The following is a 26,638-nucleotide window of genomic DNA, read 5'->3' on the forward strand; positions in this document are numbered from 1 at the left end:
TGATGGCGGGGTGGAGTCCACGCGCATCGACCGCTGGCTGTGGGCGGTCAGGCTGACGAAGACCCGCCCGGACGCCGCCCAGGCGTGCCGGGGCGGCCACGTGCGCGTCAACGACAAGCCCGCGAAGCCCTCCACCACCGTGGTGCCCGGCGACCAGGTGCGCGCCCGCGTCGGCGACAGGACCAAGGTCGTGGAGGTCGTCCGCGTGATCGGGAAGCGGGTCGGCGCGGAGGCCGCGGCCACCTGCTTCATCGACCGCACCCCGAAGCCGCCGCCGGAGATCCCGATCGCCCGCCGCGACCGGGGTGCGGGGCGCCCGACGAAGCGGGAGCGGCGCGAGCTGGACAGGTTCCGCTCGCAGCAGTCCTAGCCGTCCAGCTCCGAGAGCCTCTTCGTCTCCAGGCGGGCCACGTCCCCGTGGTCCAGCAGCGCCTCGAGCAGCGGCGGCACCGGCGTCACTTCGTCGACCGCGAATGTCACCATTCCTCACCCCACGACGACTTCCGCCAGTTCCGAGAGCGATTTCCCGAGCGGCAGGTCGACCCTCAGCGACGCGTGCGCATCGCCTCGCGTCTCGCCGCGGTTGATGATCACGACGGGGATTCCGGCGGTGGCGGCGCGGCGCACGAACCGCAGCCCGGACATGACTGTCAGCGAGGATCCGAGGACGAGCAACGACCGTGCGCCGTCCACGAGCGAGTAGCACTGCTCGACGCGGGGGCGGGGCACGTTCTCGCCGAAGAACACGACGTCCGGCTTCAGCACGCCGCCGCACGCCTCGCAGGGGACGACCCGGAAGCCGCGGACGGTCTCCTCGGGCAGGAAGACGTCGCCGTCGGGGTTGATCTCGTCCGTGGTCGCGTGGAAGTCCGGGTTGGCCTCGCGCAGGCGGCGGTCGAGGTCGACGCGCGGCGAGAGCAGCCCGCAGCCGAGGCAGATCACGCGGTCGAGGCCGCCGTGCAGCTCCACGACGTCCGCGGAGCCCGCGGCCTGGTGCAGGCCGTCGACGTTCTGGGTGATGACGCCGCGGAGCTTGCCCGAGAGCCTCGCGACGGCGTGGTGGCCCGCGTTCGGGTGCGCGCGGGCGATGGTGCGCCAGCCGACGTGGCTGCGCGCCCAGTAGCGCTGCCGGCCGCCCTCGCTGGTGGTGAACTCCTCGTAGGTCATCGGGGTGTGCTTGCGCAGGGACCCGCCCTCACCGCGGTAGTCGGGGATGCCGGACTCCGTGGAGAGGCCCGCACCGCTGAGCACCAGCACCCCGCCCCGCTCGACGATCGGGACGACCTCGGTCAGGGTGGAGGTGCGCGGCAGCGACGGGCCCGGGTTCGACCAGGTCAGAGTGGGCCTTGTTCGCACTTCACCAGCTTACGGAACAGCGGCAAGTCACCAGCTGGTGAACCACCGCCCCAGCTCGGCCTCCGCCGCCGCCACGTTGCCACCGGAGGGGGCCGTGACCAGCGCGAACTGCCGTCCGGACCCTCCGCGGAGCAGCAGCCTGTCACCCTGGACCGACGACGCCGCGGAGCTGATCACCAAGGGCGAACGCAGCGACTGCGGCAGGTGCAGCTCGGTCGGCGCGGCGCCGCCGTCCGAGTCCCAGACGAGCACGGCGAACGGCGCCGAGCCGACCACGGACCGGACGTTCGCCAGCGGGATCTGCTGCCAGCTCTGGTACGCGCGGTCCTCGTAGGTGAACGCGAGCGTGGTGCCCGCGACGGCCCGCGGGTAGACGCGGTCGACGATCGCGCGGTCGACGGTGAGCACGGGGGTGCCGGCCGCGTCGAGCCTCACGGCCGAGAAGTGCTCGTCGTTCATGGCGTCGCCGTCGGTCTTGACCTTGGCCGGGTTGTCGTTCATCAGCTCGCGGTGGCGGCCGTAGTTGGTGTCCCAGTGCCACTGGCTGCCCGAGAGCACGCTGCCGCGCGGCGCCGACCACCAGCGGGCGCCGGGCGCGGCGGAGTCGAGGCCCTGGTAGATGGCCTTGAGCACGGACGGCGTCTTGTCGGAGGTGAAGCCCGAGACCGGGTGGCCGAACTCGGAGACGATCGCGGTGGTGCCGAGCGCCCTCGCCCGGTCGCGGATCGTGCCGAACGCCTGCGTGTACTGGCCGTCCGCCGCCTTTCCCGGCATCAGGACGCCCGACTGGGCCTTGCCGTCGTAGAAGTGCGCGTTGAACACGAACCGCTCCCCCAGCGACGGCACGAGCGCGAGCCCGCCGGGTTCGGCGAAGAAGTCCACGTTCTGGTTCCAGAACACCAGCGGCTCCACGAACGCGGGCTTGGCCGCCCAGCCCACCTCGTCCATCTTGGCGCGGAAGCGCTGGTAGAACGGCATCAGCAGGTAGCGCTCCCACGTCTGCGACGTCTGCCCGGCGTCGTACTTGCCGGCGTAGGGCTCGTTGAGCGGGTCGACGCCGACGACGAGCTTGAACTCGTTGCCGGGCAACGCCTCCCTGACGTGCCGCAACGCCTCGCCGGCGGCGTCGACGAACGAGTCCTGAACGCCGTCGCGGTTGTGCCAGAAGTCGTAGGTGGCGGCGGTGACGGCGTTGTTGTTCTTCATGTTCTGGCCCCAGTGGAAGCAGAGGCCGCACGACTCCTTGGGGTACCCGCTCGCCGCCCACGCCGGGGCGCCGTCGCCGGTGTACCAGCTGTCCTGGTTGAACAGGTGCCGCGAGTAGAGGTCCTGGTGGAAGTCGAGGTAGACGCGGATCCCGAGGTCGGTGAACGCCCTGAGCTGCGCGGTCACGCCGTCGAGGTAGGTGTGGTCGATCCGGCCGCGCTGCGGTTCGATCCACGCCCACGTGAGCAGGAACCGCACGGCGTTGGCGCCGGTCAGCTGCTTCATCGCCTGCGCCGACCTCCGCGCGTCCTGCGTGGAGGCGAACGGGAGGCCGCGGTGTTCGGCGAGCTTGGCCGTGCCGGAGACGTTGAAGCCGCGCAGCACCACCTCGCGGCCGTGCTCGTCGCGGAAGACCCCGCCGGACACCCGCAGCTCGGAGCCGTCGAACTCCGCTCTGGCCGGGGCCACGAGCAGGGAGAACAGGAAGAGGACCACCAGGAGAACCGCTCGCCGCATCGCCGCCGCCTCTGGGAACGTGAACGAGATTCGCATCGAACGGTAGCGGGCGGGGACGGGCCGGGACAGGTCCGCTTTGCGCAATGCGGTCACCGGGGAGGAGCACGGCCCCTCCCCGGTCCCGGGATCAGCCGAGCGTCGCCGCCACGAGTTCGGCGGTCTCGGCGAGCAGCGGTTCGTCGGCGCCGCCGGTCGGCTCGTCCTTGCGCGTCGACAGCACGGCGATCACGATCGGCGCGCGGCCGGGCGGGAACGCGATGCCGGCGTCGTTGGTCGTGCCGTAGCTGCCGGTGCCGGTCTTGTCGCCCCAGCGCCACGCCGACGGCAGGCCGGCGCGGATGCGGTTGCCACCGGTCGTGTTGGCCAGCAGCCAGTTCGTGAGCTGGTCGGAGTCGTTGGGGTTGAGGGCGTGACCCAGCGTCAGGCGCGCGTAGCTCTGCCCGATGGCGCGCGGTGACGTCGTGTCGGTGACGCGACCCGGCTCAGCCGAGTTGAGCTCCGGCTCCCAGCGGTCGAGGCGCGTCACCGGGTCGCCGATCGAGCGGCTGAAGCGGGTGATCGCCGTGGGGCCGCCGAGCTCCCTGAGCAGCAGGTTCGCCGCGCAGTTGTCGCTGTGGGTGATGGTCGCCTCGCACAGGGCCGCGACGGTCATGCCGTTCGCCAGGTTCTCCGGCCTCCCGGTGACCGGACCGTACCCCGACCTGTCCACATCAGACCGCGTGTAGGTGATCACCTTGCGCAGCAACGACCCGTCGCGGTCACGGCGCAGGATCGCCGCCGCGGCGATGGTCTTGAACGTCGAGCACATCGGGAAGAGCTCGTCGGCGCGGTGCAGCACCGTGCGGCCGGTGCCGGTGTCCGTCGCGAACACGCCCAGGCGCGCGTTGTGCTGCCGCTCGAGTTCGCGCAGCCTGCCGGTGACCGTCGAGGCCTGCGCCTGAGCCGGCACGGCCACGGCCAGCGCCGCTCCGGCGCCCAGTGCCAGCACCGCTCGTCGGTTGACACCCAACGTCCTGCCCCCTTCTTCCGGAAACCTCTCCACAGGACAGGACGCGCGGGAGATCAACTGGTTGTTCACCCGATCCGGCGCCAGCACGCCAGGTACGTGAGCGCGGCGATCAGGGACCCCGCCGACGCGAACGCCCCGGCACCGAGGTAGATCACCCACTCGTCGGCGTTCAGCCCCTCCCCGGCCAGCGGGACCCCCCAGAGGACGCTCCCCGTCGCGAGGGTGCCGGCGGCGACGACGGACCAGAACACCACGAGCACGACCCGCCCGACCCGGCGCGGCCCGCTATAGGGCCGCAGGGATCCGTTGCGCTGCAACCACCAGGCGGCGAGCGCGGCGACGGCGAGCGCGATGCCGTCGGCGGCGAGGGTGTCGCTGAGGCGGTGCCACTTCGCCGTCAGCGTGTACTGCCCGATCGCCGTGGCCCACGGCAGCACGAAGAACAGCATCACGCCGCGCCACTTCCACGGCACCACGATGACCGCCGCGAACAGCACCGTCATCGCGATGGTCGTGTGTCCACTGGGGAGGCTGTTGTGCGCGTAGTCGCCGGTGACCTCGACGAGCGCGGGCCGCGGCAGGACGAACCGCTTGAGCGCCTGCACGACGACCTGGCCCGCGACGATCACACCGACGGCCGCGATCGTGAGGTCCCAGCGCTTCCTGAGCACACCGACCAGGGCGACGGCGGCCACCGCGGCGGCGAGGGAGTAGACGGTGATCTGGCCGAGCGCCTGCCAGGCGGCGTCCGTCTCGGACACGTCGTCCTGGTCGGCACCGCGCAGGGCCGCGTTCTCGATGGTCTGACCGGCCCTCGTCCAGACCGCGAGGACGTACACGAGCGCCGCGACCACGAGCCCCGCCGCCGCGACCACGGGCCACCGCCGATGCTTCACGCTGCGCCAGTGTGCCGCCATTCGGCCCAACGCGCTGGATGGAGATCAACGGACCCGGCCTAGCCGATCCGGTCCAGCACCGCCGTGATCGCGAGGTCGACGGTGTACTCGAACTCGGCCTCGCGGTCGAACGCGGCGAGGTGCGGCGCCGCCGCGACCACCGCCGACAGCCCCGAGCCCCGCAGGACCTCGTGCCGCGCCCCGTCGTCACCCCCGAACGCCGGAGCCGCCGACACCTCGCGCAGCAGCGTGCCGATCAACGTGGCGAGCAGCATCCGCAGCAGGTGCACGGCCTCGTCCGGGGACGCCCCCGCGGCCAGCAGCACCGCCAGCACCGCGTCGACGGGGGCGAGGCCCTCCAGCGACGACAGCTGACGGGTCAGCACGAGCGGCGCCGCGCCGGGGTGGGCGAGCGCGCGGTCCCGGAACGCCCGGGCGATGGCACGCAGGTCGTGGCGGGGGTCGCCGGTGGGCTCCGGCAGGACCAGGCCGCCCAGCAGCTGCTCGGCGACGGCGTCGAGCAGGCCGTCCTTGCCGTCGACGTGGTTGTAGAGGCTCTTCGCGTCCACCCCCAGCGCCCTCGCCACCGAGCGCATGCCGACCGCGGCCACGCCGTCCGCGTCGATGACCCGCAGCGTCGCGGTGACGATCGACTCGCGGGACAGCAGGGGCGTGCGGGGGCGGCCTCGGCGGGGTTCGGTCACGCGGCCATTGTGCCTTGCGGATGCCCACGGTGTGGGTTTAGCCTTCGGATAACCCACAGTGTGGGTATCGATGCCTTCCCGAGCCCTGCACAGGCCACGTTCGGCAAGTCCACTGAGGAGTGTTGATGTCATCCCGCTTCGTGCTGCCCTCCGAGGAAGTCCTGCGCGCCCGCGAGAAGCTCGTGCTGGACCACTTCCACGACGAGGTGGCGCACGACTGGGACGCCACGCTGTCGACGTTCCCGCACCCGCACTACGAGCTCATCGCGCAGATGGTCGTCCACGACGGCGAACAGGCCGTTCGGCAGTACTACACCGACACGCGCGTGGCGTTCCCCGACCAGAACCACGAGCTGATCGCGTTCCGGCACAGCGCCGACGCCGTGATCGTCGAGTTCTGGCTGACGGGCACGCACCTCGGGCCGCTGGGCAAGATCCCGGCGACCGGCGGGAAGCACCGCACGCGGATGACCGCGTACTTCCTCTTCGACGAGGACGAGAACCTCGTCACCGAGCGCGTCTACTTCGACCAGCTGTCCGTGCTGAAGCAGGTGATCAGCGGGATCGACCGGAGGAAGCCGAGCGGGCTGCGCACGCTGCTGCGGGTGTTGCGGGGCATGCTCGCGATGGCGGGAGGCCGGCCGGATCCGCGGCTGACCGCCACGACCCCGCCGGAGCTCGACTAGATCCGGATGAGCTTGCGTTCCACGGCGGTCCGCACGGCCGCCGTCCGCGTCTCCACGCCGAGCTTCGCGAAGATCCGCACCAGGTGCGTCTTCACCGTGGCCTCGCTGATGAACAGCGCCTTGGCGATCTCCCGGTTCGACAGGCCCTGGGCGAGGTTCTCGAGGATCTGCACCTCGCGCCCGCTGAGCTTCGGCGCCGGTCCGCGGACCTGGCGCAGCAGGCGTTGCGCGATGTCCGGGGACAGCACGGTCTGGCCGGTCGAGGCCGTGCGCACGGCCTCGGCGAGCGTCTCCGGCGCGCAGTCCTTGAGCAGGTAGCCGATCGCGCCCGCCTCGACCGCGCGGACGATGTCGGCGTCGGAGTCGTAGGTCGTGAGCACGACGACCTGGGGCGCCGGGGCGAGGGCCCGGATGCGGCGGGTCGCCTCCACGCCGTCGATGCCCTTGCCCAGCTGCAGGTCCATCAGCACGACGTCCACAGCGGACGCCCGGGTCACGGCCTCCTCGCCGGTCGCGGCCTGCACCACCTCGAAGTCGCGCGAGAGCAGCCCGGCCAGTCCGAACCGGACCACCGGGTGGTCGTCCACCACCAGCACCCTCACGGCGTCGGCACCGTCACGGCCACGGCGGTCCCCTCCCCCTGCGCGCTCTCGACGGACACCGTTCCCCCAGCTCGGCGATGCGGCCGCGGATCGACGCGAGCCCGTAACCCCGTCCACCGGCCGCGCCCACCGCCGCCGGGTCGAAGCCGCGTCCGTCGTCCACGACGTCCAGTGTCACCGCGTCTCCCAGGTACGACAACGTGATCGCGATCCGCGAGGCGGCGGCGTGCTCGGAGGCGTTGGCCACGGCGCCCTGGGCGACCCGGAGCAGCGCCACCTCGGTCTGCACGGTCAGCGGGTAGGGCTCGCCGTCCACCTCGACGTGCGCGCAGAGCCGGCGCAGCGCGTCGACCAGCGACCCGTGGATCGGCGCCAGGTCGCGCACGAACCGCCGCGCCTCGCCCAGGTTCTCGCGCGCGACCTCGGCCGCCTTCGTCGTCTCGCCGAGCGACAGCAGCAGGGTGATGCTGGAGAAGCCCTGCGCGAGCGTGTCGTGGATCTCGCGGGCGAGCCGCTGGCGTTCCTGCAGCACCCCGGCCTCGTGCAACAGCCGTGCGCGGTCGAAGAACACCGCCGCCGTCAGCACCGCGACGCCGACGGGCCCGAGCACCAGCGACCAGTCGAACGCCGCCGCCAGCCGGACCTGGGCCAGCACCACCGCCGCTGTCAGCACGGCCGCGATCGGCAGCGCCACCCGCGGCCGGAGCTGCCGCAGGCACTGGAAGAACAACGGGATGGCGCACCAGCCGAAGCTCGGCGCGAGCCACACCAGCACCAGCCACACGGCGAGCACGACCGGCAACGCCCGCGTCCACCGCACGCTCGCGGGGTAGGCGAGCCCCAGCGCCCCGGCCAGGCCGAGCACGACGGGATCGGCGCCGTGGTACGCGACGTACCGCGCCGCCGACGCCGTCAGCAGCACGTAGAAGCCCGCGTGCATCGCCCGGTGCAGCCACACGCCGGCGACTGTAGGCGAGCACCCAGGCGCCGCGGGTCAACCGATGGGTTGAACCGGAGTTCAACCGTCACCACCACGCCGTACGCCCGCGGCGGGACCATCGTGGTGGCCATGGACCTCAAGAAGATCGCCGTCGCCACCCTCGTCGTGCTGAGCGTCGGCGGCGGCTACGCGGCCGCAGACCAGCGCACCACCACCCGCACCGAGAAGGTGCTGACCGTCGACGCGGCCGTCCGCGCGGCCCAGGCCACCCTCGACGCCGCGGAGAAGGAGAACCAGCGCGTCACCGTGGCCGTCGTCGACCGCAGCGGCGACCTGGTCGTGCTGCTCGCGGGCGACGGCGCCGGCCCGCAGACCGAGGAGTCCGCACGGCGCAAGGCGTTCACCGCCGTCTCGTTCAACGCCCCGACCTCGGAGCTCGCCGGCCGCGTCACGGGCCAGGGCGCGACGTTGCGGGACATCCCGGGCACGCTGTTCCTGGGCGGCGGCGTGCCGGTGGCGGTCGACGGCACGTCCGTGGCGGGCATCGGCGTGGGCGGGGCGCCCACCGGTGAGCTGGACGAGAAGTACGCGAAGGCGGGTCTCGCGACCCTGAGGTGAGCCGGAACCGGCCGGCGCCTCAGCGGCGCCGGTCGGTGGCGCTCCACCCCGGCGGGATCCGCTCCGTCGCCTCCGGGTCGATCGCGTGCCGGGCCACGTGGCGTCCCGGCTTCGGCTTCTTGCCCATCAGCATCAGCACGACGGCCGCGACGAGCCCGACCGTGGCCAGACAGGCCGCGGAGACACGCGCGGCGGGGTGTTCCAGGATCAGCGTGCAGATCGTGAGGGCGAGCACGAGAGCGGCGATCGGGCCGATCACGGCGATGTCCGAGCGCTCCTCGGGCTCCGCGGCGGGCTCCGCCGGCGGCACGACCGGGGCGTGGACCTCGATCGTCTCGAAGTTCCCCCGGGGCTGTTCGTAGGGCGGGGGCCGTAAGCCGGGAGGGACCGTCACCCCGGCCATGCTGCCCGAGGAGGGCGCGTCGCCGCAAACCTCGCGTTCCGCGTTTACTACGTGTTCCCGTGCAGCGCTGGGTTCGAGGAGGTCCGTCATGTGCCGGTGGCTCGCGTATTCCGGTTCGCCGGTGTTGTTGGAGGAACTGCTCTACGCTCCGGAGAACTCGCTCGTCATGCAGTCCAAGCACGCGCGGCTCGGCGCGACGGCGGTGAACGGCGACGGGTTCGGCATCGGCTGGTACGGCAGCGCGAGCACGCCGGGGCTCTTCCTGAGCACGGAGCCCGCGTGGAACGACCGCAACCTGCGCGAACTGGCCGCGCAGATCACCGCCGACCGGGTCTTCGCGCACGTGCGGGCCTCGACGGGCGGCGCGGTGCAGCGGTCGAACTGCCACCCGTTCCGCCACGGCAGCTGGCTGTGGATGCACAACGGGCTGATCTCGAAGTTCCCGCTGGTGCGGCGCGAGCTCGTGCTGGCGATCGACCCCGCGCTGTTCCCGCTGGTCGAGGGCTCGACCGACTCGGAGGTCATGTTCTACCTGGCGCTCAGCTTCGGGATGGAGCAGGACCCGCCCGCCGGGGTGGCGCGCATGGTCGAGTTCGTCGAGGAGGTCGGCCGGCGCGCGGGCGTCGAGTACCCGGTCCAGATGACGGTCGCGGTCACCGACGGGTCGACGACCTGGGCGTTCCGGTACTCGAGCCGCGGCAAGTCGCGCACGCTGTTCCACAGCACCGACGTGTCGACGTTGCGCCGCCAGTACCCGGACAACCCCGCGCTGCACGACTTCGCGGACGACTCGCGGCTCGTCGTGTCCGAACCGCTGGGTGACCTGGTCGGGGCCTGGCAGGAGGTGCCGGAGTCGACGTGCGTCGTCGTCAGGACCGGTGTGGAAGAGGAGCTGCTGCCGTTCAAGCCGTGACGGTCAGCTCGCGAACGCCCGGTGCAGGACCACCCAGACCTCGCCGGGCCGTTCGACCGCGCCGGGGAACCAGCCCGGCGCGACGGCGTCGGCGAGCTCGTCCGAGCGCTCCAGCAACGTGGTGACCGCGGGCTCGCCGATGACGACCACCGCCGACCGGTCCACGCACGCCGGCAGGTGGTCCTGGGTGACGCCGGACCTCTGCTCCAGCACCACCATCAGCTCGTGGCCGGTGCTCGGGCCCGCGTCGACCTCGCTCACGCCGGGCACCTCGGCCTCCTCCGCCGGTTCCCCGCCGTCTCCGAGGTCCTCCTCGTCGTGGTACCGGGACCAGACGTGCCTGCCGACCGAGTGGATGGCGGAACTCATCGCGTCGGTCTGCTCCTCGGTCATGACCAGCGTGATCGAGCGCCCGTCGGTGAGCGTGAACGTCAGCTCGACCTCGGGCACGTCGCCGGAGCCGGGCACCGCCTCGGGGTTCCCGGCCACCTCCCCCGCGCGCACCGGGTCGGCTGTCGTCTCCCGGCCCATGCGCAACGACGGCAGGTTCGCCGCCACGTCGACGACGAGCCGGGCGGCGGCGAGGAGGTCGTTCCTGCCGCGGAACTGCCTGTGACCTGCCGTGAGCGTGCGGCCGATGCCGATCGGCTCGACGCGGGCCTCGACCGTTCCCCCGCGCCGGTCGCCGTCCCACGTGGCGAACACGGTCAGCCCGTTGGACATGCGCTTGCGGTAGTGCTCGCGCCGGTCCTCCCGGTACAGCTCCCAGCCCGCCACCGACTCGGGCCACCTGTCGTCGTGCACCCACGTCCCCCTTCGCGTCCGGGTGCCACGGTGTCACAAAGCGGGGCGCTGTCCGGGCTGATCGGCATGATCCACGACGTGCCGCAGGCGCGCGGGCACCCGAGGGCGCCGCGGCCGTGCGGTGAGGGAGCTCCGGCCCCTCACCGCGTCACTCGACCAGCTTGCCCGCCGTGTCGACGTCCCTCATCAACGCCGTGATCTCCGCCGGAACCGGTGGGATCTCCTCGCGTTCGACCCGGCCGGGACCCGACCAGACGAGGTTCACCTGCTGCGCGGGGTCGAGGTCCGGGAAGTCCGACCGGTTGTGGCAGCCGCGGGTCTCGCGCCGTTCCAGCGCGCACTCCAGGGTCGCGCGGGCGGAGATCGCCGACGACTTCAGGTCGAACGCGTGCGCGAGGTCCCCGAAACCGGCCAGGTCCGGGTGCACGCCGACGTGGCGGATGCGCTCCTCCAGCTCGTCGAGCTCCGCGAGTCCCTTGCGCAGACCGGCTTCGTCGCGCACGACGCCCGCGTGCTCGGTCATGGTGTCGCGCAGCGACCGTTGCAGGGCGCGGACGTTCTCCGGCCCGTCCGCGGTGACCAGGTCGTCGACCTCGGACCGCGCCTCGTCCACGGCGTCGCGCGAACGTCGTTGCGCGTCCAGGGAAGCGGAGTACGAGGCCGCGGCCTCACCGACGATCCGGCCGTACACCAGCAGCTCGATGAGCGAGTTGCCGCCGAGCCGGTTCGCGCCGTGCAGGCCGCTGGACGCCTCGCCGATGGCGTAGAGGCCGTCGACGCCCGTCGAGTGGTCGGACGGCGACACCCACACGCCGCCCATCGAGTAGTGCGCGGTCGGCGCGATCTCCACGGCCTCCCGGGTGATGTCCTTCATCTGCAGTTCGAGCAGCGTCTGGTACACCCTCGGCAGGCGGCTCATGATCTGCTCGCGCGGCAGGTGCGACACGTCGAGCCACACGCCCCCGTTCGGGGTGCCGCGGCCCTCCTTGATCTCGGTGTACGCGGCGAGCGCCACTCGGTCGCGTGTGGACAGTTCCATGCGCTGCGGGTCGTATCGCGCCATGAACCGCTCGCCCGCGGCGTTCGTGAGGATGCCGCCCTCACCGCGCGCCGCTTCCGAGACGAGCGTGCCGGCCGCGTTCTCCGGTTCGAGCAGTCCGGACGGGTGGAACTGCACCAGCTCGGGGTCGCGGATGCGGCCGCCCGCGAGCAGCGCCAGCCGGAACGAGTCGCCGGTGTTCTCGTCGCGGCGGCTCGACGTGCGGCGCCAGATGCGGGTGTGCCCGCCCGCGGCGAGGATCACGGCGTCGGCGTGGAACACGTACCGCGTGCCGTCGCCGAGGTCGAACCCGTAGGCGCCGAACACCACGTTGTCCCGCACCAGGATCCGCGTGATGTAGCAGGTGTCGTGGATGGGGATGCCGAGCTGCGCGGCGCGGTTCACGAGGGTGCGCTGGATCTCCAGCCCGGTGTAGTCGCCCGCGAACGACGTGCGGCGGAACGTGTGCGCGCCGAAGAACCGCTGCGAGATGCGCCCGTCGGTCTCCCGCGCGAACGGCATGCCCCAGCGTTCGAGGTCCTCGATGCCGCGCGGCGCCTGCTCGGCCACGACCCGGACGATCTCCGGGTTGGCGAGGTGGTAGCTCTCCTTGATGGTGTCCGCGGCGTGCTGCTGCCAGGTGTCGGCGGGGTCCATCGTCGCCAGCGCCGCGTTGATCCCGCCGGCGGCGAGGGCGGTGTGCGCGTCGGCCTTGGGCCGCTTGCCGACGACGATGACGTCGACTCCGCGCTCGGCGAGCCCGATCGCGGCGCGCAACCCCGCGCCGCCGCTGCCGATCACCAGTACCGAAGTTGCTGTCTGGACTTCTCGATGTGTCATCACGGCCTCCGTTGCCCGTACTTCCACTATGAGGACCGGGCAGGGCCGGGACGTGTGACTGTTAGCAGCGCGACATGCGTCGGCCGTCACTTCACTAGGATCGGTGGTGTGTTCGTGAAGCTCTGCGGTCTGCGCACCGAGTCCGACGTCACCGTGGCAGTCGACGCGGGAGCCGACGCCGTGGGCTTCGTGCTCACCGACAGCCCCCGCCGCATCGACGTCGGCCTCGCCCGCGAACTGGTCGTGGGCGTGCCGCCGCACGTGCTGGCGGTCGCCGTCGTGCGTGGGATCACGGCCACCGAAGCCGGTGAGATGGCGCTCAAGACAGGCGTGCGCGCGTTGCAGCTGCACGGCGACTACCCGAAGGAAGCCTTCGACGAGCTGGCGGACCTCCCGCTCCAGCTCGTCAGGGCCACCGCGCTCGGTCCGGAGACCGACGTGCGCACCGGGGCGTTCGGCGAGGAACTGCTCCTGATCGACTCGCCGGTGGCGGGGTCGGGTGAGCAGTGGGACATCGCGCGGCTCGCCGACAACCCGCCCACCGGGCACTGGGTGCTCGCGGGCGGGCTGTCGCCGGAGACCGTCGCCGGCGCGATCGGCGTCGCGCGGCCGTGGGGCGTCGACGTGTCCAGCGGCATCGAGTCGAGCCGGGGCGTGAAGGACCACGGCCGGATGCGCGAGTTCGTCGCCGCCGCACGCGGCTAGGCGGCGCTGTAGCCGGGGATGTCCTCCACGCGGTCGTACACCGGCAGACCGCGCTCACGGGCGATGCGCACGTCCTCGTCCGCGCCCGTCGACTCACCGGGCAGCCGCAGCACGGCGTCGCAGTGCCGGAGCAGCCGTTCCGCCGTCGGGTACATGATCTCGGAGGCGACCGGGTCGGCCGGTGAGGTTCCGCCGGCGCCGCGCAGCACCGGCAGGGCGACCCATTCGCCGATCATCGGCACGTGGCCGCTGCGGAAGATCGGCCACGCCGCCTCCTCCAGCCGTTCGAGGTTGCGCGCCATCAGCGCGGGGTCGTCCCCGGTGCCCGAGCGGTAGGGCCCTGCGATCAGAATCAGCATGACCCGACCATAATGTGCAAGACTCGGCAAAAACAAGGAGAAACGTGCATGCTTGCCGCTCAGCGCCGTGACCTGCTGCTCGAACGACTGCGCACCGACGGCCGGATCGTCGCCAAGGACCTGGCCGCCGAAGTCGGCCTCTCCGAGGACACGATCCGCCGCGACCTGCGCGATCTCGCGGCCGCGGGCCTCTGCCAACGCGTGTACGGCGGCGCTCTGCCCGTTTCTCCCGCTATCGCCGACTACGCCACGCGCCAGGGCGTCGAGGTCGACGGCAAGCAACGGGTCGCACGAGCGGCAGCGGCGTTGGTCGAACCCGGCAGCACCGTGATCCTCGACGGCGGCACGACGACTCTCGCGGTGGTGCGCGCGTTGCCGCTCGATCTCGAAGCCACGGTCGTCACGCACAGTCCGACGATCGCGAGCGCGTTGGAGGAGCACGGGAACGTGGAGGTCTACGTGATCGGAGGGCGGCTGTTCAAGCACTCGATGGTCGCGTGCGGTGCCGCTGCCGTGGAAGCCGCACGGGGCGTGCACGCGGACCTCTTCTTCCTCGGCGTCACGGGCGTGCACCCCGAAACAGGCCTCACGACGGGTGACGCGGACGAGGCCGCGATGAAGCGCGCGCTCGCCCACCAGGCCGCGGACACCTACGTGCTGGCCAGTTCGGAGAAGATCGGCACGGCCTCGCGGTTCTCCGTGCTGCCGTTCGGGGAGGTCGCCGGGGTGATCACGGACGCGGACAACGACGTCGTGGACGCCTTGGAGGTGCCGGTCATCAGGTGCTGATCCGCGGGTGCGGCGGTTCCTCCGGCAGCACAGCGTCCCGAGTGCACTTCCGGCTCGCCGCGGACGGCCGGAACCTTGACTCGGAGCGACCCGCTGGGCACGCTGCGAACCGTGACGAGCCTGGCTGAGGAGCACGTCAAACCGGCGGTGCGCTGGGGCATCGGCCACGCGCTGCCCCGTGCCGTGCTGCGGCTGGCCGCCCGCCGCGGCGACCTGCAGGGCCGCATCACCGTCGAGGCCTCCACCGGCGCCGACCTGACGGGCCTGTTCGACGAGATCCGCGCCCGCGGCCCGCTCGCCGCCACGAAGGTCGGCCACACCACGACCCGGCACGAGGTGGTGAAAGCGGTGCTGTCGGACGACGCGTTCGTCACGGCACGCCCGCGGTTCGGCGCTGGTGTCCTCGGCAAATTGGCGGCCTGGTCCGCCACGGACGTCATGCACCCCGTGCAGCCGCCGTCACTGCTGGCCGTCGAACCGCCCGCGCACACCCGTTACCGCAAGCTCGTCACACGCGTGTTCACCGCCCGTGCGGTCGAACAGCTGCGCGCCCGCACCCAGGAGATCGCCGACGACCTGCTCGACGGCCTCGACCCCGCGAACCCGGTCGACCTGATCGGGGCGTACTGCGGCCTGCTGCCCGTGACCGTGATCAGCGAGATCCTCGGCGTGCCACCGGGGGAACGCGCGACGGTCCTCGCCCTCGGCGCGGCCGCCGCCCCGAGCCTCGACCTGGGCCTGTCGTGGCGGGTGTTCCGCGACGTCGAGTCCACGCTCACGTCGTTCGACACCTGGCTCACGCGGCACCTCGACGCCCTGCGCGAGAACCCCGGCGACACCCTGCTGAGCCGCCTGATCGCCGCCCGCGAGGACGGCGAGGGCCTCACCGAACGCGAGCTCAAGGCCACCGCCGGGCTCGTGCTGGCCGCCGGCTTCGAGACGACGGTGAACCTGCTGGGCAACGGGATCTCGTTGCTCACCCGGCACCCCGAGCAGCTCGAAGCCCTCCGCGCCCGCCCGGAGCTGTGGGGCAACGCCGTCGACGAGGTGCTGCGGTACGACCCGCCCGTGCTGCTGACCGGCCGCATGTGCGCACGCGACACGACGGTCGCGGGCGTGGGGGTCCGCCGCGGCCGGCTCGTCACGACCGTCCTCGCCGGCGCGAACCGCGACCCGTCGGTCTTCGAGGACCCGCACGCCTTCGACGTGAGCCGCCCGAACGCCCGCGACCACGTCTCGTTCGGCGCGGGCCGCCACTACTGCCTGGGTGCCCAGCTCGCCCGCATGGAGGGCGAGATCGGCCTGCGGACGATCTTCGAGCGCTTCCCCGACCTCGCACCGCTCCCCGGCGCTCGCCGCCGCCCGACCCGCATCCTGCGCGGCTTCGAACGGCTGCCCGCCAGACTCACCAAGCCCAGCGGATGAGTCGCACCCGAGTTCCTCACCACCGAGCACTTCGTCGCGCTCCTCACGCGCCACGCCTGACGTGCGACGTCCGCAGTGAGCCGAACGGGGCATTTCCGCGCCGGCGCGTCCCGAACGCCGTCCGGCCTCCTCTAATCGGCGTGACGGGCCCCTGCACCCGCGCGGCATGCGCGGGCATCGCCCGCTAGGGAGTGTTGGAGGAACAGTGTTCTTGCGTTCACGTTCTCGCCTGCGCACCGCGGCCATCGCCGCGGTCGTGGGCGCAGGCGTCCTCACGGCGGCGACTCCCGCCGCCGCGGCGCCTCTCGCGGGCACGCGCTCGTACCTGGTCATCACGGCGCCCGGTGCCACCGCCGGTGCCGCGTCGGCCGTCGCGAGCAACAGCGGCACGGTCTGGTCCACCTACGACGCGATCGGCGTCATCGTCGCGCACTCGGGCGCGGCGGACTTCGCCACGAAGATGCGCGCCGTCTCCGGTGTGCAGAAGGTCGGTGCCACGCGCACCAGCGACATCCCCGCCGAGGCGGCCACCCCGCCGATCCCCGCCGCTCCCGCGCAGGCCACGCCCGCGACCACGGAGCCGCTGCGCACGGACATGACCCAGATCGGTGCCGACAAGGCGTGGGCGGTCAACACCGGCTCGGCCGCCGTCACGGTCGGTGTGCTCGACACGGGCGTCGACGACCTGCACGACGACCTCAAGGCGAACTTCGACGCCGCCAACTCCGCGTCGTGCGCCTACGGCAAGCTCGACACGCGTGCGGGTTCGTGGCGTGACACGGACACCCACGGCACGCACGTCGCCGGCACGATCGCGGCGGCCAGGAACGGCCGCGGCATGGTCGGTGTGGCGCCGGGCGTGAAGATCGCCAGCGTGCGCATCGCCGAGAAGCCGTCCGGCCTGTTCTTCCCCGAGAACACCATCTGCGCCATGGTCTTCTCCGGTGACCGCGGCTTCGAGGTGACCAACAACAGCTACTACACCGACCCGTGGCTGTTCAACTGCCCGGACAACGCCGACCAGGACGCGATCCTGGAGGGCGTGAAGCGCGCGGTGGCCTACGCCGAGGGCAAGGGCGTGCTCAACGTCGCCGCCGCCGGCAACGAGAACTACAACCTCGCGAGCAAGTCCCGTGACGCGACGAGCCCGAACGACTCCACCCCCGCGACGCGCACCGTCACCAACTCCTGCCTGAGCGTCCCGACCGAGGTCTCCGGCGTCGTCAGCGTCGCGTCGATCACCTCGTCGAACGTCAAGTCGTCGTTCTCCAACTACGGCACCGACAAGATCCACATCGCGGCGCCCGGCGACAGCGTCTACTCCACGGTCCCCGGCGGCCGCTACGGCACGAAGTCGGGCACGTCGATGGCGTCCCCGCACGTCGCGGGTGTCGCCGCGCTGCTCAGGTCGGTCGACCCCACCGCCACCCCGGCGCAGCTGCGCACGCTGCTCGCCACCCAGGCGGACGACCTGACCTGCTCCGACACCCGGTGCAGCGGCACCGCGGCGAAGAACAACTTCTTCGGCGAGGGCCGCGTCGACGCGCTGGCCGCGGTCGGCACCGGCACGCCTTCCGGCGGCTCGTTCGAGAACGCGAACGACGTGGCCATCCCGGACGCCGGCGCGGCCGTGACCAGCTCCGTCACGGTCTCCGGCATCACCGGCAACGCCCCGGCGACGCTGAAGGTCGACGTCAACATCGTGCACACCTACCGCGGTGACCTGGTCATCGACCTGATCGCGCCGGACGGCACGGCGTTCCGGCTCAAGGGCTCGGGCAACGACTCCGCCGACAACGTGGTGACGACCTACACGGTCAACGCCTCCGGCGAGGTCGCGAACGGCACGTGGAAGCTGCAGGTCCAGGACGTGGCACGGGCCGACACCGGCTACATCGACTCCTGGAAGCTCACCTTCTGATCGGCAAACGGACGAACCTCGGCGGCCGCGGCTAACCCCGGTCCCCGCCTGCAGCGATAGCAGTGACGTGGAACCGGATCTGTGGTCGGTGGCCGCCGAGGCCCTCGACGAGGACGAGCACGCCCTGGTGATGGCGCGGCTGGCGGGCACCGTCGTGCAGCCCGGCCAGACCGCGCGGCTCGCCAGGGGTGAGCGCGACGTCGTGTTCCTGCTGCCCGATCGGCTGGTGCTCGTGCGGCCCGAGCCGTTCTGGACGGGCTCGTACGACCGCGGGGAGATGGTGCGGATCATCCTCGCCGCCGGTCACGTCCAGTTCGACCTGACCGGCGGCGACAGCCTCGAGTTCTGGATCGACACCGACCTCTCCCCCGCCGAGCCGTTCGTGGAGCAGGCGGAGATCTGGCTCGCCCCGCGCAAGAGCTCCACGAGCGGCGCGGTCATCGGCTTCGGGCTCGCGATCGTGCTCGCGGTGCTGTTCGCGTTCGGCCCGGTCGACCTCATGCCCGCCGACGACCGGCTCACCGTGAAGTCGAGCTGCGGCGACTTCCTCCGCGCGGGCCTCGACGAACAGGTCGAGCTGCTCCAGCGGCTCTTCGGGCAGGCCGGCCGGCCCGGCGAGGCGGACAAGCCGGTCACGCTCGACGCGTCCCGCAAGCACTGCGGCGAGAACAACGGCGCGACGCTCGACTCGCTCGTCACCGGGAAATGAGCCCTACAGTGCGGGAGTGTTCGACACCCGCCAGCTAGAGGTCTTCGCGACGGTCGCCAGGACCGGCTCGTTCAGCGCCGCCGCCCGGCTGCTGCACTGCTCGCAGCCGGCAGTGAGCCAGCAGATGCGCGCCCTGGAACGGCAGGTGGGCGGGCCGCTGTTCGTGCGCACCGGCCGGGGCCTGCACCTCACCGAGGCCGGGCGGATCCTCGCCGAACGCGGGTCGGACCTGCTCGACCGGCTCGCGACCACGCACCAGCAGGTCAGTGCGATCGCGACGCACGACATCGGCACCATCCGGATCTGCGCGTTCCCGAGCGCCAACGTCTCGCTCGTGCCCGCGGCGGCGGCGATCCTGGCCGAGGAACGCCCCCACCTGCGGCTGGAGCTGGTCGAGCAGGAGCCGCCGGACTCGTTCGCGCTGCTGCGGCGCGGTGAGGTCGACCTGGTGCTGAGCTTCAGCTACCTGGACGAACCGCAGGACGAGGCCACCGTCAACGGCATGCTGGGCGTGCCCCTGCTGCGCGAGCCGCTCGCGCTGCTCGTGCCCTCGGGGCACCGGCTGGCCGGCCGGGAGCGGGTGTCGCTGTCCGAGGCGGCGGAGGAACGCTGGATCGCCGGTTGCGTGCGGTGCCAGCGCGCGTTGCACCAGGCGTGCGGGGCGGCGGGGTTCGTGCCGGACATCACCTGCTCGACCGACGACAACCTGGCCATCCAGAGCCTCGTCACCGCGGGCCTGGGCGTCGCGCTCGTGCCCCGGCTGCTGCTGTCGTTCCTGCAGCACCCCGGCCTGACCGCGGTCCGCGTGGAGTCGGCGGCGCAACGGCTCACCTCGCTCTACACGTGGCCGGACCTGATCCGGCTGCCGATCATGCGCGCGACGGTGGACGCGTTGATCTCCGCTTCGGCCAGGGCATAAGCGCGTCTTATGGGCCCCCAAGAAATGGCCATCTACTGCTGATAGGTCCCACTGGCCATCGTCATGGTCATGGGGACCGTCAGGACCACGCCGCGCACCGACTCCGTGCTACCCGGCCTCGCCGTGGTGGCGGGCGGGGTCGCGGTCGCGATGGTCGTGTCCTGGCTGCAGCCCTCGATCAGCGCGCTGACGGTCGCGGTGCTGCTCGGCGCCGTCGTCGCCAACGTCGTGACGCTGCCGCCGTCGGTCGCTCCCGGCGTGAAGCTCGCCGGGCGCCGCCTGCTGCGCCTCGGGGTCGTGCTGCTCGGGCTGAAGCTGGTCTTCCACGACGTGCTGAAACTCGGTTACGAGGTCCTGGCGCTCGCGGTCGTCGCGGTCGTGGTGACGTTCGTGACGACGCGCTGGCTCGGGCGGGTGCTCGGGGTGGGCGAGGGCCTGTCGCTGCTCATCGCGACCGGGTTCTCGATCTGCGGCGCCTCGGCCGTGGCCGCGATGAACAGCGTGCGGCAGCAGGACGAGGAGGACGTCGCCAAGGCGCTCGGCCTCGTGACGCTCTTCGGCACGGTCGCGATGTTCGGCCTTCCCGCCCTGTTCCCGCTCACCGGCCTGGCACCGGCGCAGTACGGGGTGTGGGCGGGCGGCAGCGTGCACGAGGTCGCGCAGGTCGTGGCAGCCGCGGGACCCGTCTCCGGCGCACTGGCCATCGCGGTGGCGGTCAAGCTGACGCGGGTCGTGCTGCTCGCGCCGATGCTCGCCGCGGTGAGCTTCGCCGAGCGCCTCAAGTACCCGGCGACCGGGCAACGCCCACCGCTCGTGCCGTTGTTCGTGCTCGGCTTCCTGGCCATGGCGGCGGTCCGGGCCACCGGCCTGCTGCCCGAGACCGTGCTGTCGGTGGCGACGTTCGTGGACAACGTGCTGCTGGCGGCCGGCATGTTCGCGCTCGGCACCGCGGTGCGCCTGCGCTCCCTGATCCGCTCCGGCCCCGCGGTGCTGCTGCTGGGCCTGCTCTCGACCGTGCTGATCGTCGTCCTGGTGCTGACGGGGACGGTGTTGATCAGCTGACCTCCGAGGAGGACCCGCTCGTGACGCACAGCCTGCTCTCCCCCACGGCCACGCTCCTGGTGAGCTCCCTCCGGGCCGCCATCGCGCGCGGCGGTGACGACGAGACCGTCGCCGCGCGGGTGTCGGCGACGCTCGCCGGGCACCTGACCGACCCGTTCCTGCTGAGCGCGGCGCAGCGCGAGCCCGACCCGGCCGCCTACCGCCAGCACGTCCTGCACGTCGAGCCGGACGGCAGCTTCTCGGTCGTCGCCCTGGTGTGGCTGCCGGGCCAGGAGACGTGCATCCACGACCACGTCTCGTGGTGCGTCGTCGGCACGTACGTCGGCGAGGAGGAAGAGACCACCTACCGGCTGGAGGGCGATCGCCTGGTCCCGTTGCGCGTCAACAAGACGCCGGAGGGCGTGGCGTCGTACCTCGTGCCGCCCGGCGACATCCACAAGGTGTGCAACAACTCCAGCTCCGTCGCGATCTCGATCCACGTCTACGGCGCCGACGTGAGCGTGCTGGGCACGAGCATCCGGCGCCGCTACGACCTGCCGGTCAGCGAGCGGTGATGCCGCGCTCGATGGCGCCGGTGGCGAACTCGACCAGCTGAGCGGGCTTGACCCGGTTGGTCCGCGCGCCCTGCGGCAGCAGGTCGTCGGCGAGGCCGATCAGCGAGTCCCAGCCCCGGTGCGGCAGCGCGGGATCGTCGTGGTGTTCGTCTGGGCGCTGTCGACCCTGTCGGTCTGATCAGAGCATCCGCGACAGGCCGCGCAGCGCCGCGGCGATCTGGTCGCGGTGCCCGTCCAGCGTCGCCCGCGTGACCCCGCCGGCCGCCGCCCTGGCCACGTCGTCCGTGGCCACCTTGAGCACGGCGCTCATGGCCGCGGCCTGCACGCGGATCTCGATGGTGTCCTGCGGCAGGCGCATGCGGGCGGCGAGGACCTCGGCCATCGCCTCCTCCGCCCGTTCGCGGAGCATCAGGTACGCGGCCCGCAGCGCGCGTTCGCCGTGGGTCAGGCGCACGACGGCGAGGACCGCCTCGATGTCGTCGTCGGTGGCCGCGTCGAGCAGCGGGGTGTAGGCCTCGCGCAGGTGGTCGATCAGCTCGAGTTCGGACGGCCAGGCGCGCAGCACGGCGCAGAAGGCGTCGACCATCTCGGTGAGCAGTGGTTCGACGCAGCTCTCCTTGTGCGGGAAGTGGCGCCAGAACGTCCGTTCGGACACGCCCGCGGCCTGGGCGATCTGCTCCCCCGACGTCGCGGCGACGCCCTGCTCGGCGAACAGGCGGACGGCGTGGCGCGAGATGTCGAGCCGCTGGCGGCGGCGCTGCTCGTCGCTCACCGGCGGCCGGCCCCGGCGCGGCTTTTCGGTCGCTACGTCCGTCATCGGCCGATTTAAGCACGTCACCCGCTCGGAAAGATTTATTGGCAGCGTCTGCCAACAAGCGCTACGGTCGGTGCATGAGCATTGACGCAGAGCGCCTGAAGCTGCCGCTGCCGAGGCCGAACGTCCTCGATCTCGCTCCGCTCTACGAGGTGCTGCGGCGCGAGGCGCCGATCGCGCCCGTGACGACACCCGCGGGAGATCCCGCCTGGCTGGTGACCCGGTACGACGAGGTCCGCCTGCTGCTGGGCGACAAGCGCTTCGGCCGGTCGCACCCGGAACCGGACAAGGCGTCCCGCATCTCGACCTCCGCCGTGCAGGACGGCCCGACCGGCGAGTACGCCACGGAGGAGGCCGACCACGCCCGCATGCGGCGCCTGCTGACGCCCGCGTTCTCCGCCAAGCGGATGCGGATGCTGGGCGACACCATGGAGGAGCTGGTCGACGACTGCATCGACCAGCTGATCGCCGAGCACGAGAAGACCGGCGTCGTCGACCTGCACCACGGACTCGCGTTCCCGCTGCCGGTGGCGATGATCTGCCGGCTGCTGGGCGTGCCGCACGAGGACAACGAGAAGTTCGCGTCGCTGTCCGAGCGCATGGCGGGCACGGAGATCGGCGAGGACGCGCACAAGGCGCGCGAGGAGTTCTTCCACTACATGGTCGGGCTCGTCGAGTCGAAGCGCGGGGCGCTCGGGGAGGACGTGATCTCCGACCTCGTGCGCGCGCAGGCCGAGGACGAGGCGTTCGACTACGTCCAGATGGTCCGGCTGTGCGTCGGGCTGCTGTTCGCGGGCCACGAGACGACGGTGAACCGCATCGGCCTCGGCGTGCTGTTCCTGCTCACCGAGCGCTCGCGCTGGGACGCCCTCGTCGCCGACCCGGACGGCCGCGTCGACGCGGTGGTCGAGGAGGTCATGCGCTTGGGCGCGCCCGGCGACCTCGGCCTGCTCCGGTACGCGAAGGAGGACGTCGAGCTCGCGGGCGTCACCATCCGCGCCGGGGACGCGCTCGTGCTCTCGATCAACGCGGCCAACCGCGACGCGGACGTCTACGGCAACGCCGAGGAGTTCGACCCCGACCGTCCCGAGAGGACGCACCTCGGTTTCGGCCACGGCGCGCACTTCTGCATCGGCGCGTCGCTCGCCCGCACCGAGTTGCGCGTGGTCTTCGCCGCCCTGGCCAAGCGCCTGCCGGGGATGCGCCTGGCCAAGGAGCTCGACCGGCTGCAGGTCCGCGCCACCCTCACCGGCGGCGTCGCGGAGCTGCCCGTCACCTGGAGGTCGGCGTGAAGGTCGTGGTGGACCAGGGCAGGTGCGTCGGCGCCGGGCAGTGCGTGCTGGCGGCGGACGACGTGTTCGACCAGCGCGACGACGACGGCCTGGTGGACCTGCTCGACGCGAACCCGCCCGCCGAGCGGCTGGCGGACGTGCGGCACGCGGCGGCGGTGTGCCCGGCCTCGGCCATCACGGTCGAGGAGTGACCTCCCGGGGGTGCCGGACCGTTCCGGCACCCCGGCCCGTCAGACGAAGTACGAGTCGTGCTTGACGCGGAACGCGGTGAGGTCCTCCTTCGCGACCTCACCGAGCTTCTCGAAGTACTCCTCGCGCGGCGCGCCGGGCGTGAAGAGCAGCAGCATCTCCGCCGGCTCGTCGGAGGCGTTGTGGAAGGCGTGCAGCCCGCCCTGAGGCACGTGGAGGAAGTCGCCCTTCCCCGCCTCGGTCCACCTCTCGCCGTCGAAGAGGCTGACGACGCCGTCGAGGATGAAGAACGACTCCGAGATCGTGCGGTGGAAGTGCGTGCTCGGACCGGGCGCCTTCGGCCGCATCATCACGCGGTAGAGCCCGAACTCGCCGCGCGTGGACTCGGTGGTGGCGAGGTAGTGGATGCCGTCGCCCTCGCGGCCGAGCTCCGGCGCGGTGGTCACCGGGCGGTACTGGGCGCTGACCTCGCCCGAGTCGCCGGAGTAGACCTCTTCCGGGTAGGACATGTGCTGTTCCCCTCATCGTCGGCTGCTGCAGACATGACAGCGCAGCCGGCGAGAATGTGACAGCGGATTCCCGGCCGGTCGGCCTCGAGGACCGTCCGCGCAGGTCAGGTGCGCTGCAGAGCGCTGGGGTACAGCCAGCTGCCGGGGGTGTCCTCCGCCGGGTTCGTGTAGAAGTCCCGCACGGCCGTGATGTACTCCTGCACGCTGATCGCCCCGTCACCGTCGGTGTCGAGGTGCGCGAACGCCGTCCCGCAGTCCTGCTCGGACAGCCCGCGCGCCTTCAGCAGCACCGCGAACTCGGAGGCGTCGACCCGGCCGTCGGAGTTGGTGTCCATGATCTCGAGCAGCGAATGGACGACCTCGAGGAAGTCCATGTTGATCGGGCCGCCCTCGACGAACGCCTCGATCATCGCCTCGCGGTACTCCGCCGGCCCGATCTTGCCGTCGCGGTCGGTGTCGCAGTGCCCGGCGAGCATCTCCCAGAACCTGTCGTAGGCCTCGACCAGCTCGCGGCCCCGCTCGGAGGACGCGGGCTCGCCGTACGCCCGCAGCAGCCGGTTGGCCAGCGCGTAGACGTCCGCCAGTTCGATGACGCCGTTGCGGTTGACGTCGTAGTGGGCGAAGGTCGAGTCGATCCTGTGCTGCAGCACCTGCTTCATGACCACGCACTGTGGTTGCGCGATCCCGGGAGCGCAACGCCCGTCCCCCTCCTGGGTGGTGTTGTTCAGCCGTCTCCGCGAAGCCGGTATAGTTATACCGGCACCCGCTGATGGAGGAACACGTTGATCGAGCTCAAGTCCCCCGCCGAGATCGAGCGCATGCACGTCACCGGCCAGTTCATCGCGGAGGTGCTCGACGAGCTCTCCTCCCGGGCCGCCGTGGGGGTGAACCTGCTCGACCTCGAGCACCACGCCCGGCACATGCTCGAGGAGCGCGGCGCGGTGTCCTGCTACTGGGACTACTCGCCGTCGTTCGGCCGCGGCCCGTTCCGCAACGTCACGTGCCTCGCGGTCAACGACGCGGTGCTGCACGGCCTGCCGAAGAGCTACGTGCTGCAGGACGGCGACGTGCTGACGATGGACATCGCGGTGCTCATCGACGGCTGGGCGGCCGACTCGGCCATGACGGTCATCGTCGGCACGCCCCGCGAGGAGGACCTGCGCCTGGTCAGGGCCACCGAGGTCGCGCTGGCGGCCGCCATCGAGGCCGCGCAGCCCGGCAACCGCATCGGGGACATCTCGGCGGCGATCGGCGAGGTCTGCACCGGGCTCGGCTACACGCCGAACCTGGAGTTCGGCGGCCACGGCATCGGCCGCACCATGCACGAGGCGCCGCACGTGTCGAACAACGGCCGCCGCCGTCACGGCATGAAGCTCAAGCCCGGCCTGACCATCGCCATCGAACCGTGGCTCGCGGCGACGACGGACAAGATCATCTACGACGAGGACGGCTGGACGCTGCGCTCGGCCGACGGCTCGCGCACCGCCCACTCCGAGCACACCGTCGCGATCACCGAGGACGGGCCGCTCGTGCTGACCCGCCGCAAGAGCGAGAGGCCCCAGGCGGCGCCCTTGGGTTCTAAGGGTCGTTGCAACACCTGAGTTGTTCAGGGGTTGCAGTGTTCGAGATCCGTGAGGACCGGTCGCCGCAGGGACGTAGGAAGTTGGTGGCGGAGCGCCGCCAATATCTTGATCTTGTGGCGAAGGGTGTGGGCACCGCGCAGGCGTGCCGGATTGTCGGGATCAACCGGCGGACCGGGCATCGGTGGCGGTATGGACGCAAGAGCCAGGCCGGACGGAAGGCGGATCAGCCGCCCGCCGTCCGGCCTGTGCCGTTTTCGGGCCGGTTCCTGTCGCTCGACGAGCGGATCGTGATCGCCGACCTGCTGCGGGCGGGGCGAGGGGTGCGGTCGATCGCCGCCGAGCTGGGCCGCCCGCCGTCCACGGTCAGCCGGGAGATCAAGCGCAACGCCCATCCCGGCTCGGGTGACTATCGGCCGCACGCGGCCCAGGACCGGGCCGACCGGCGCCGGCCGCGTCCGAAGACGCGCAAGATCACGGCCTGCCCCGAGTTGCGGGAGCGGGTGCAGGGCATGCTGGACGACCGGTTCAGCCCCGAGCAGATCAGCCGCCGGCTGCGCCGCGACCATCCCGACCGGCCGGAGCTGCACGTGACCCACGAGACGATCTACCAGACGCTCTACCTGCAAGGCCGCGGCGAACTACGCCGCGAGCTGGCCCGCGCGCTGCGCACCGGCCGCACCGTCCGCAAGCCTCACCGCGCACCGGAGCGGCGCCAGCCCCGGTTCACCCATCCGATGATCATGATCAGTGAGCGGCCCGCCGAGGCCGAGGACCGCGCCGTCCCAGGCCACTGGGAAGGCGATCTGATCATCGGCGGCGGCGGCACCTCCGCGATCGGCACCCTGGTCGAACGCGCCACCCGCTACGTGATGCTCGTGCATCTGCCCGCACGCCATGACGCCGAGACCGTCCGCGACGGCCTGATCACCACGATCGGCACCCTGCCCGCACATCTGCGCCAGTCACTGACCTGGGACCAAGGCTCGGAAATGGGCCGTCACCACGAGTTCAGCGTCGCCACCGGCACGCCCGTCTACTTCTGCGACCCGCACAGCCCCTGGCAACGCGGCTCCAACGAGAACACCAACGGCCTGCTACGCCAGTACTTCCCCAAAGGCAGCGACCTGTCCGTCCACAGCGCCGAGGACCTCGCCGCCGTCGCCGCACAACTCAACCGCCGCCCACGCAAAACGCTCGGCTGGGACACCCCAGCCGAGCGCTTGACCAAGCTCCTGGCCCAAGCCAGTTGATCGCCTGTGTTGCAACGACCCCTCGA

The 26,638-nt window shown here is 71.8% G+C and carries 30 protein-coding genes; 16 read left to right on the forward strand and 14 right to left on the reverse strand.

Annotated features, from left to right (window positions below; all coding sequences use genetic code 11):
• Nucleotides 1-10: 10 nt before the first annotated feature.
• Complete coding sequence (locus V1227_RS15965; protein WP_329793348.1) at nucleotides 11-370, forward strand: RNA-binding S4 domain-containing protein; 360 nt, start codon at nucleotides 11-13, stop codon at nucleotides 368-370.
• 116 nt (nucleotides 371-486) lie between these two features.
• Here the strand turns inward: V1227_RS15965 and V1227_RS15970 are convergent, their stop codons facing one another.
• The 5 genes from V1227_RS15970 to V1227_RS15990 all read right to left on the reverse strand — a co-directional run bounded on the left by V1227_RS15970 (nucleotide 487) and on the right by V1227_RS15990 (nucleotide 5,687).
• Nucleotides 487-1,356 (reverse strand): NAD-dependent protein deacetylase, encoded by an 870-nt coding sequence (locus V1227_RS15970; protein WP_329793349.1) that lies wholly within the window; start codon nucleotides 1,354-1,356, stop codon nucleotides 487-489.
• A 27-nt stretch (nucleotides 1,357-1,383) separates the two neighbouring features.
• Nucleotides 1,384-3,114, reverse strand: coding sequence for a cellulase family glycosylhydrolase (locus tag V1227_RS15975; protein ID WP_329793350.1), 1,731 nt, complete (start codon nucleotides 3,112-3,114; stop codon nucleotides 1,384-1,386).
• A gap of 91 nt (nucleotides 3,115-3,205) precedes the next feature.
• Nucleotides 3,206-4,087, reverse strand: a complete 882-nt coding sequence (gene bla / locus V1227_RS15980) for a class A beta-lactamase (RefSeq protein ID WP_329793351.1) — start codon at nucleotides 4,085-4,087, stop codon at nucleotides 3,206-3,208.
• 65 nt (nucleotides 4,088-4,152) lie between these two features.
• Complete coding sequence (locus tag V1227_RS15985) at nucleotides 4,153-4,983, reverse strand: phosphatase PAP2 family protein (protein WP_329793352.1); 831 nt, start codon at nucleotides 4,981-4,983, stop codon at nucleotides 4,153-4,155.
• 59 nt (nucleotides 4,984-5,042) lie between these two features.
• Complete coding sequence (locus V1227_RS15990) at nucleotides 5,043-5,687, reverse strand: TetR/AcrR family transcriptional regulator (protein WP_329793354.1); 645 nt, start codon at nucleotides 5,685-5,687, stop codon at nucleotides 5,043-5,045.
• Nucleotides 5,688-5,812: 125 nt separating this feature from the next.
• Between V1227_RS15990 and V1227_RS15995 the strand changes: the two genes are divergently transcribed.
• A complete protein-coding gene (locus V1227_RS15995) occupies nucleotides 5,813-6,373 on the forward strand; it encodes an ester cyclase (protein ID WP_329793355.1) in 561 nt (186 codons plus the stop codon).
• Here the strand turns inward: V1227_RS15995 and V1227_RS16000 are convergent.
• Both V1227_RS16000 and V1227_RS16005 read right to left on the reverse strand, forming a co-directional pair.
• Entirely contained in the window at nucleotides 6,370-6,975 is a 606-nt protein-coding gene (locus V1227_RS16000; protein ID WP_329793356.1) for a response regulator transcription factor, read from the reverse strand. The two genes, V1227_RS15995 and V1227_RS16000, sit on opposite strands and share 4 nt — an antisense overlap.
• Before the next feature lie 13 nt (nucleotides 6,976-6,988).
• Entirely contained in the window at nucleotides 6,989-7,933 is a 945-nt protein-coding gene (locus V1227_RS16005; RefSeq protein WP_329793357.1) for a sensor histidine kinase, read from the reverse strand.
• A 111-nt stretch (nucleotides 7,934-8,044) separates the two neighbouring features.
• Between V1227_RS16005 and V1227_RS16010 the strand changes: the two genes are divergently transcribed.
• On the forward strand, nucleotides 8,045-8,533 hold the full coding sequence (locus tag V1227_RS16010) for a GlcG/HbpS family heme-binding protein (protein WP_329793358.1): 489 nt from the start codon (nucleotides 8,045-8,047) through the stop codon (nucleotides 8,531-8,533).
• A 19-nt stretch (nucleotides 8,534-8,552) separates the two neighbouring features.
• Here the strand turns inward: V1227_RS16010 and V1227_RS16015 are convergent, their stop codons facing one another.
• On the reverse strand, nucleotides 8,553-8,927 hold the full coding sequence (locus V1227_RS16015) for a hypothetical protein (protein WP_329793359.1): 375 nt from the start codon (nucleotides 8,925-8,927) through the stop codon (nucleotides 8,553-8,555).
• 97 nt (nucleotides 8,928-9,024) lie between these two features.
• Between V1227_RS16015 and V1227_RS16020 the strand changes: the two genes are divergently transcribed.
• A complete protein-coding gene (locus V1227_RS16020; protein WP_329793360.1) occupies nucleotides 9,025-9,849 on the forward strand; it encodes a class II glutamine amidotransferase in 825 nt (274 codons plus the stop codon).
• 3 nt (nucleotides 9,850-9,852) lie between these two features.
• Here the strand turns inward: V1227_RS16020 and V1227_RS16025 are convergent, their stop codons facing one another.
• Both V1227_RS16025 and V1227_RS16030 read right to left on the reverse strand, forming a co-directional pair.
• On the reverse strand, nucleotides 9,853-10,653 hold the full coding sequence (locus V1227_RS16025) for a hypothetical protein (protein WP_329793361.1): 801 nt from the start codon (nucleotides 10,651-10,653) through the stop codon (nucleotides 9,853-9,855).
• A gap of 148 nt (nucleotides 10,654-10,801) precedes the next feature.
• On the reverse strand, nucleotides 10,802-12,532 hold the full coding sequence (locus tag V1227_RS16030; RefSeq protein ID WP_329793362.1) for an L-aspartate oxidase: 1,731 nt from the start codon (nucleotides 12,530-12,532) through the stop codon (nucleotides 10,802-10,804).
• Nucleotides 12,533-12,640: 108 nt separating this feature from the next.
• On the opposite strand from V1227_RS16030, the gene V1227_RS16035 reads away from it, so the two are divergent.
• Nucleotides 12,641-13,237, forward strand: coding sequence for a phosphoribosylanthranilate isomerase (locus tag V1227_RS16035; RefSeq protein ID WP_329793364.1), 597 nt, complete (start codon nucleotides 12,641-12,643; stop codon nucleotides 13,235-13,237).
• On the opposite strand, the gene V1227_RS16040 is transcribed toward V1227_RS16035, so the two are convergent.
• Nucleotides 13,234-13,596, reverse strand: coding sequence for a DUF4406 domain-containing protein (locus V1227_RS16040; protein ID WP_236219733.1), 363 nt, complete (start codon nucleotides 13,594-13,596; stop codon nucleotides 13,234-13,236). The two genes, V1227_RS16035 and V1227_RS16040, sit on opposite strands and share 4 nt — an antisense overlap.
• 48 nt (nucleotides 13,597-13,644) lie before the next feature.
• Here V1227_RS16040 and V1227_RS16045 point away from each other — a divergent pair, with 48 nt between their 5' ends.
• From V1227_RS16045 to V1227_RS16075, 7 genes are all read left to right on the forward strand, one after another.
• A complete protein-coding gene (locus V1227_RS16045) occupies nucleotides 13,645-14,385 on the forward strand; it encodes a DeoR/GlpR family DNA-binding transcription regulator (RefSeq protein ID WP_329793365.1) in 741 nt (246 codons plus the stop codon).
• A gap of 111 nt (nucleotides 14,386-14,496) precedes the next feature.
• On the forward strand, nucleotides 14,497-15,810 hold the full coding sequence (locus tag V1227_RS16050) for a cytochrome P450 (RefSeq protein ID WP_329793366.1): 1,314 nt from the start codon (nucleotides 14,497-14,499) through the stop codon (nucleotides 15,808-15,810).
• A 205-nt stretch (nucleotides 15,811-16,015) separates the two neighbouring features.
• Nucleotides 16,016-17,731, forward strand: a complete 1,716-nt coding sequence (locus V1227_RS16055; RefSeq protein WP_442916498.1) for a S8 family peptidase — start codon at nucleotides 16,016-16,018, stop codon at nucleotides 17,729-17,731.
• Between the two features lie 67 nt (nucleotides 17,732-17,798).
• On the forward strand, nucleotides 17,799-18,440 hold the full coding sequence (locus V1227_RS16060) for a hypothetical protein (RefSeq protein ID WP_329793368.1): 642 nt from the start codon (nucleotides 17,799-17,801) through the stop codon (nucleotides 18,438-18,440).
• A 16-nt stretch (nucleotides 18,441-18,456) separates the two neighbouring features.
• Nucleotides 18,457-19,359 carry a LysR family transcriptional regulator gene (locus V1227_RS16065; RefSeq protein ID WP_329793369.1) on the forward strand — a complete coding sequence of 301 codons (903 nt, stop codon included), beginning with the start codon at nucleotides 18,457-18,459 and terminating at the stop codon, nucleotides 19,357-19,359.
• A 69-nt stretch (nucleotides 19,360-19,428) separates the two neighbouring features.
• Entirely contained in the window at nucleotides 19,429-20,421 is a 993-nt protein-coding gene (locus tag V1227_RS16070; protein ID WP_329793370.1) for a YeiH family protein, read from the forward strand.
• A 20-nt stretch (nucleotides 20,422-20,441) separates the two neighbouring features.
• Entirely contained in the window at nucleotides 20,442-20,975 is a 534-nt protein-coding gene (locus V1227_RS16075) for a cysteine dioxygenase family protein (RefSeq protein ID WP_236219726.1), read from the forward strand.
• Nucleotides 20,976-21,153: 178 nt separating this feature from the next.
• On the opposite strand, the gene V1227_RS16080 is transcribed toward V1227_RS16075, so the two are convergent.
• Nucleotides 21,154-21,792, reverse strand: a complete 639-nt coding sequence (locus V1227_RS16080) for a TetR/AcrR family transcriptional regulator (RefSeq protein ID WP_329793371.1) — start codon at nucleotides 21,790-21,792, stop codon at nucleotides 21,154-21,156.
• Nucleotides 21,793-21,866: 74 nt separating this feature from the next.
• Between V1227_RS16080 and V1227_RS16085 the strand changes: the two genes are divergently transcribed.
• Nucleotides 21,867-23,081 (forward strand): cytochrome P450, encoded by a 1,215-nt coding sequence (locus V1227_RS16085; RefSeq protein ID WP_329793372.1) that lies wholly within the window; start codon nucleotides 21,867-21,869, stop codon nucleotides 23,079-23,081.
• Nucleotides 23,078-23,272: a ferredoxin gene (locus tag V1227_RS16090; RefSeq protein ID WP_236219714.1), complete on the forward strand. Its 195-nt coding sequence runs from the start codon at nucleotides 23,078-23,080 to the stop codon at nucleotides 23,270-23,272. Before V1227_RS16085 ends, V1227_RS16090 begins: the two co-directional genes overlap by 4 nt.
• Nucleotides 23,273-23,311: 39 nt before the next feature.
• Here V1227_RS16090 and V1227_RS16095 read toward each other — a convergent pair whose 3' ends face one another.
• A complete protein-coding gene (locus V1227_RS16095) occupies nucleotides 23,312-23,779 on the reverse strand; it encodes a cupin domain-containing protein (RefSeq protein WP_329793373.1) in 468 nt (155 codons plus the stop codon).
• A 104-nt stretch (nucleotides 23,780-23,883) separates the two neighbouring features.
• Nucleotides 23,884-24,438 (reverse strand): EF-hand domain-containing protein, encoded by a 555-nt coding sequence (locus V1227_RS16100; protein WP_329793375.1) that lies wholly within the window; start codon nucleotides 24,436-24,438, stop codon nucleotides 23,884-23,886.
• Between the two features lie 123 nt (nucleotides 24,439-24,561).
• Here V1227_RS16100 and map point away from each other — a divergent pair, with 123 nt between their 5' ends.
• Complete coding sequence (gene map, locus V1227_RS16105) at nucleotides 24,562-25,380, forward strand: type I methionyl aminopeptidase (protein ID WP_329793377.1); 819 nt, start codon at nucleotides 24,562-24,564, stop codon at nucleotides 25,378-25,380.
• 95 nt (nucleotides 25,381-25,475) lie between these two features.
• The gene (locus V1227_RS16110) at nucleotides 25,476-26,612 is read left to right on the forward strand and encodes an IS30 family transposase (protein ID WP_442916534.1); all 1,137 of its coding nucleotides are present in this window, start codon (nucleotides 25,476-25,478) and stop codon (nucleotides 26,610-26,612) included.
• Nucleotides 26,613-26,638: the final 26 nt, after the last annotated feature.

The sequence above is a fragment of the Lentzea sp. DG1S-22 genome, assembly GCF_036321065.1.
Classification (GTDB): domain Bacteria; phylum Actinomycetota; class Actinomycetes; order Mycobacteriales; family Pseudonocardiaceae; genus Lentzea; species Lentzea jiangxiensis.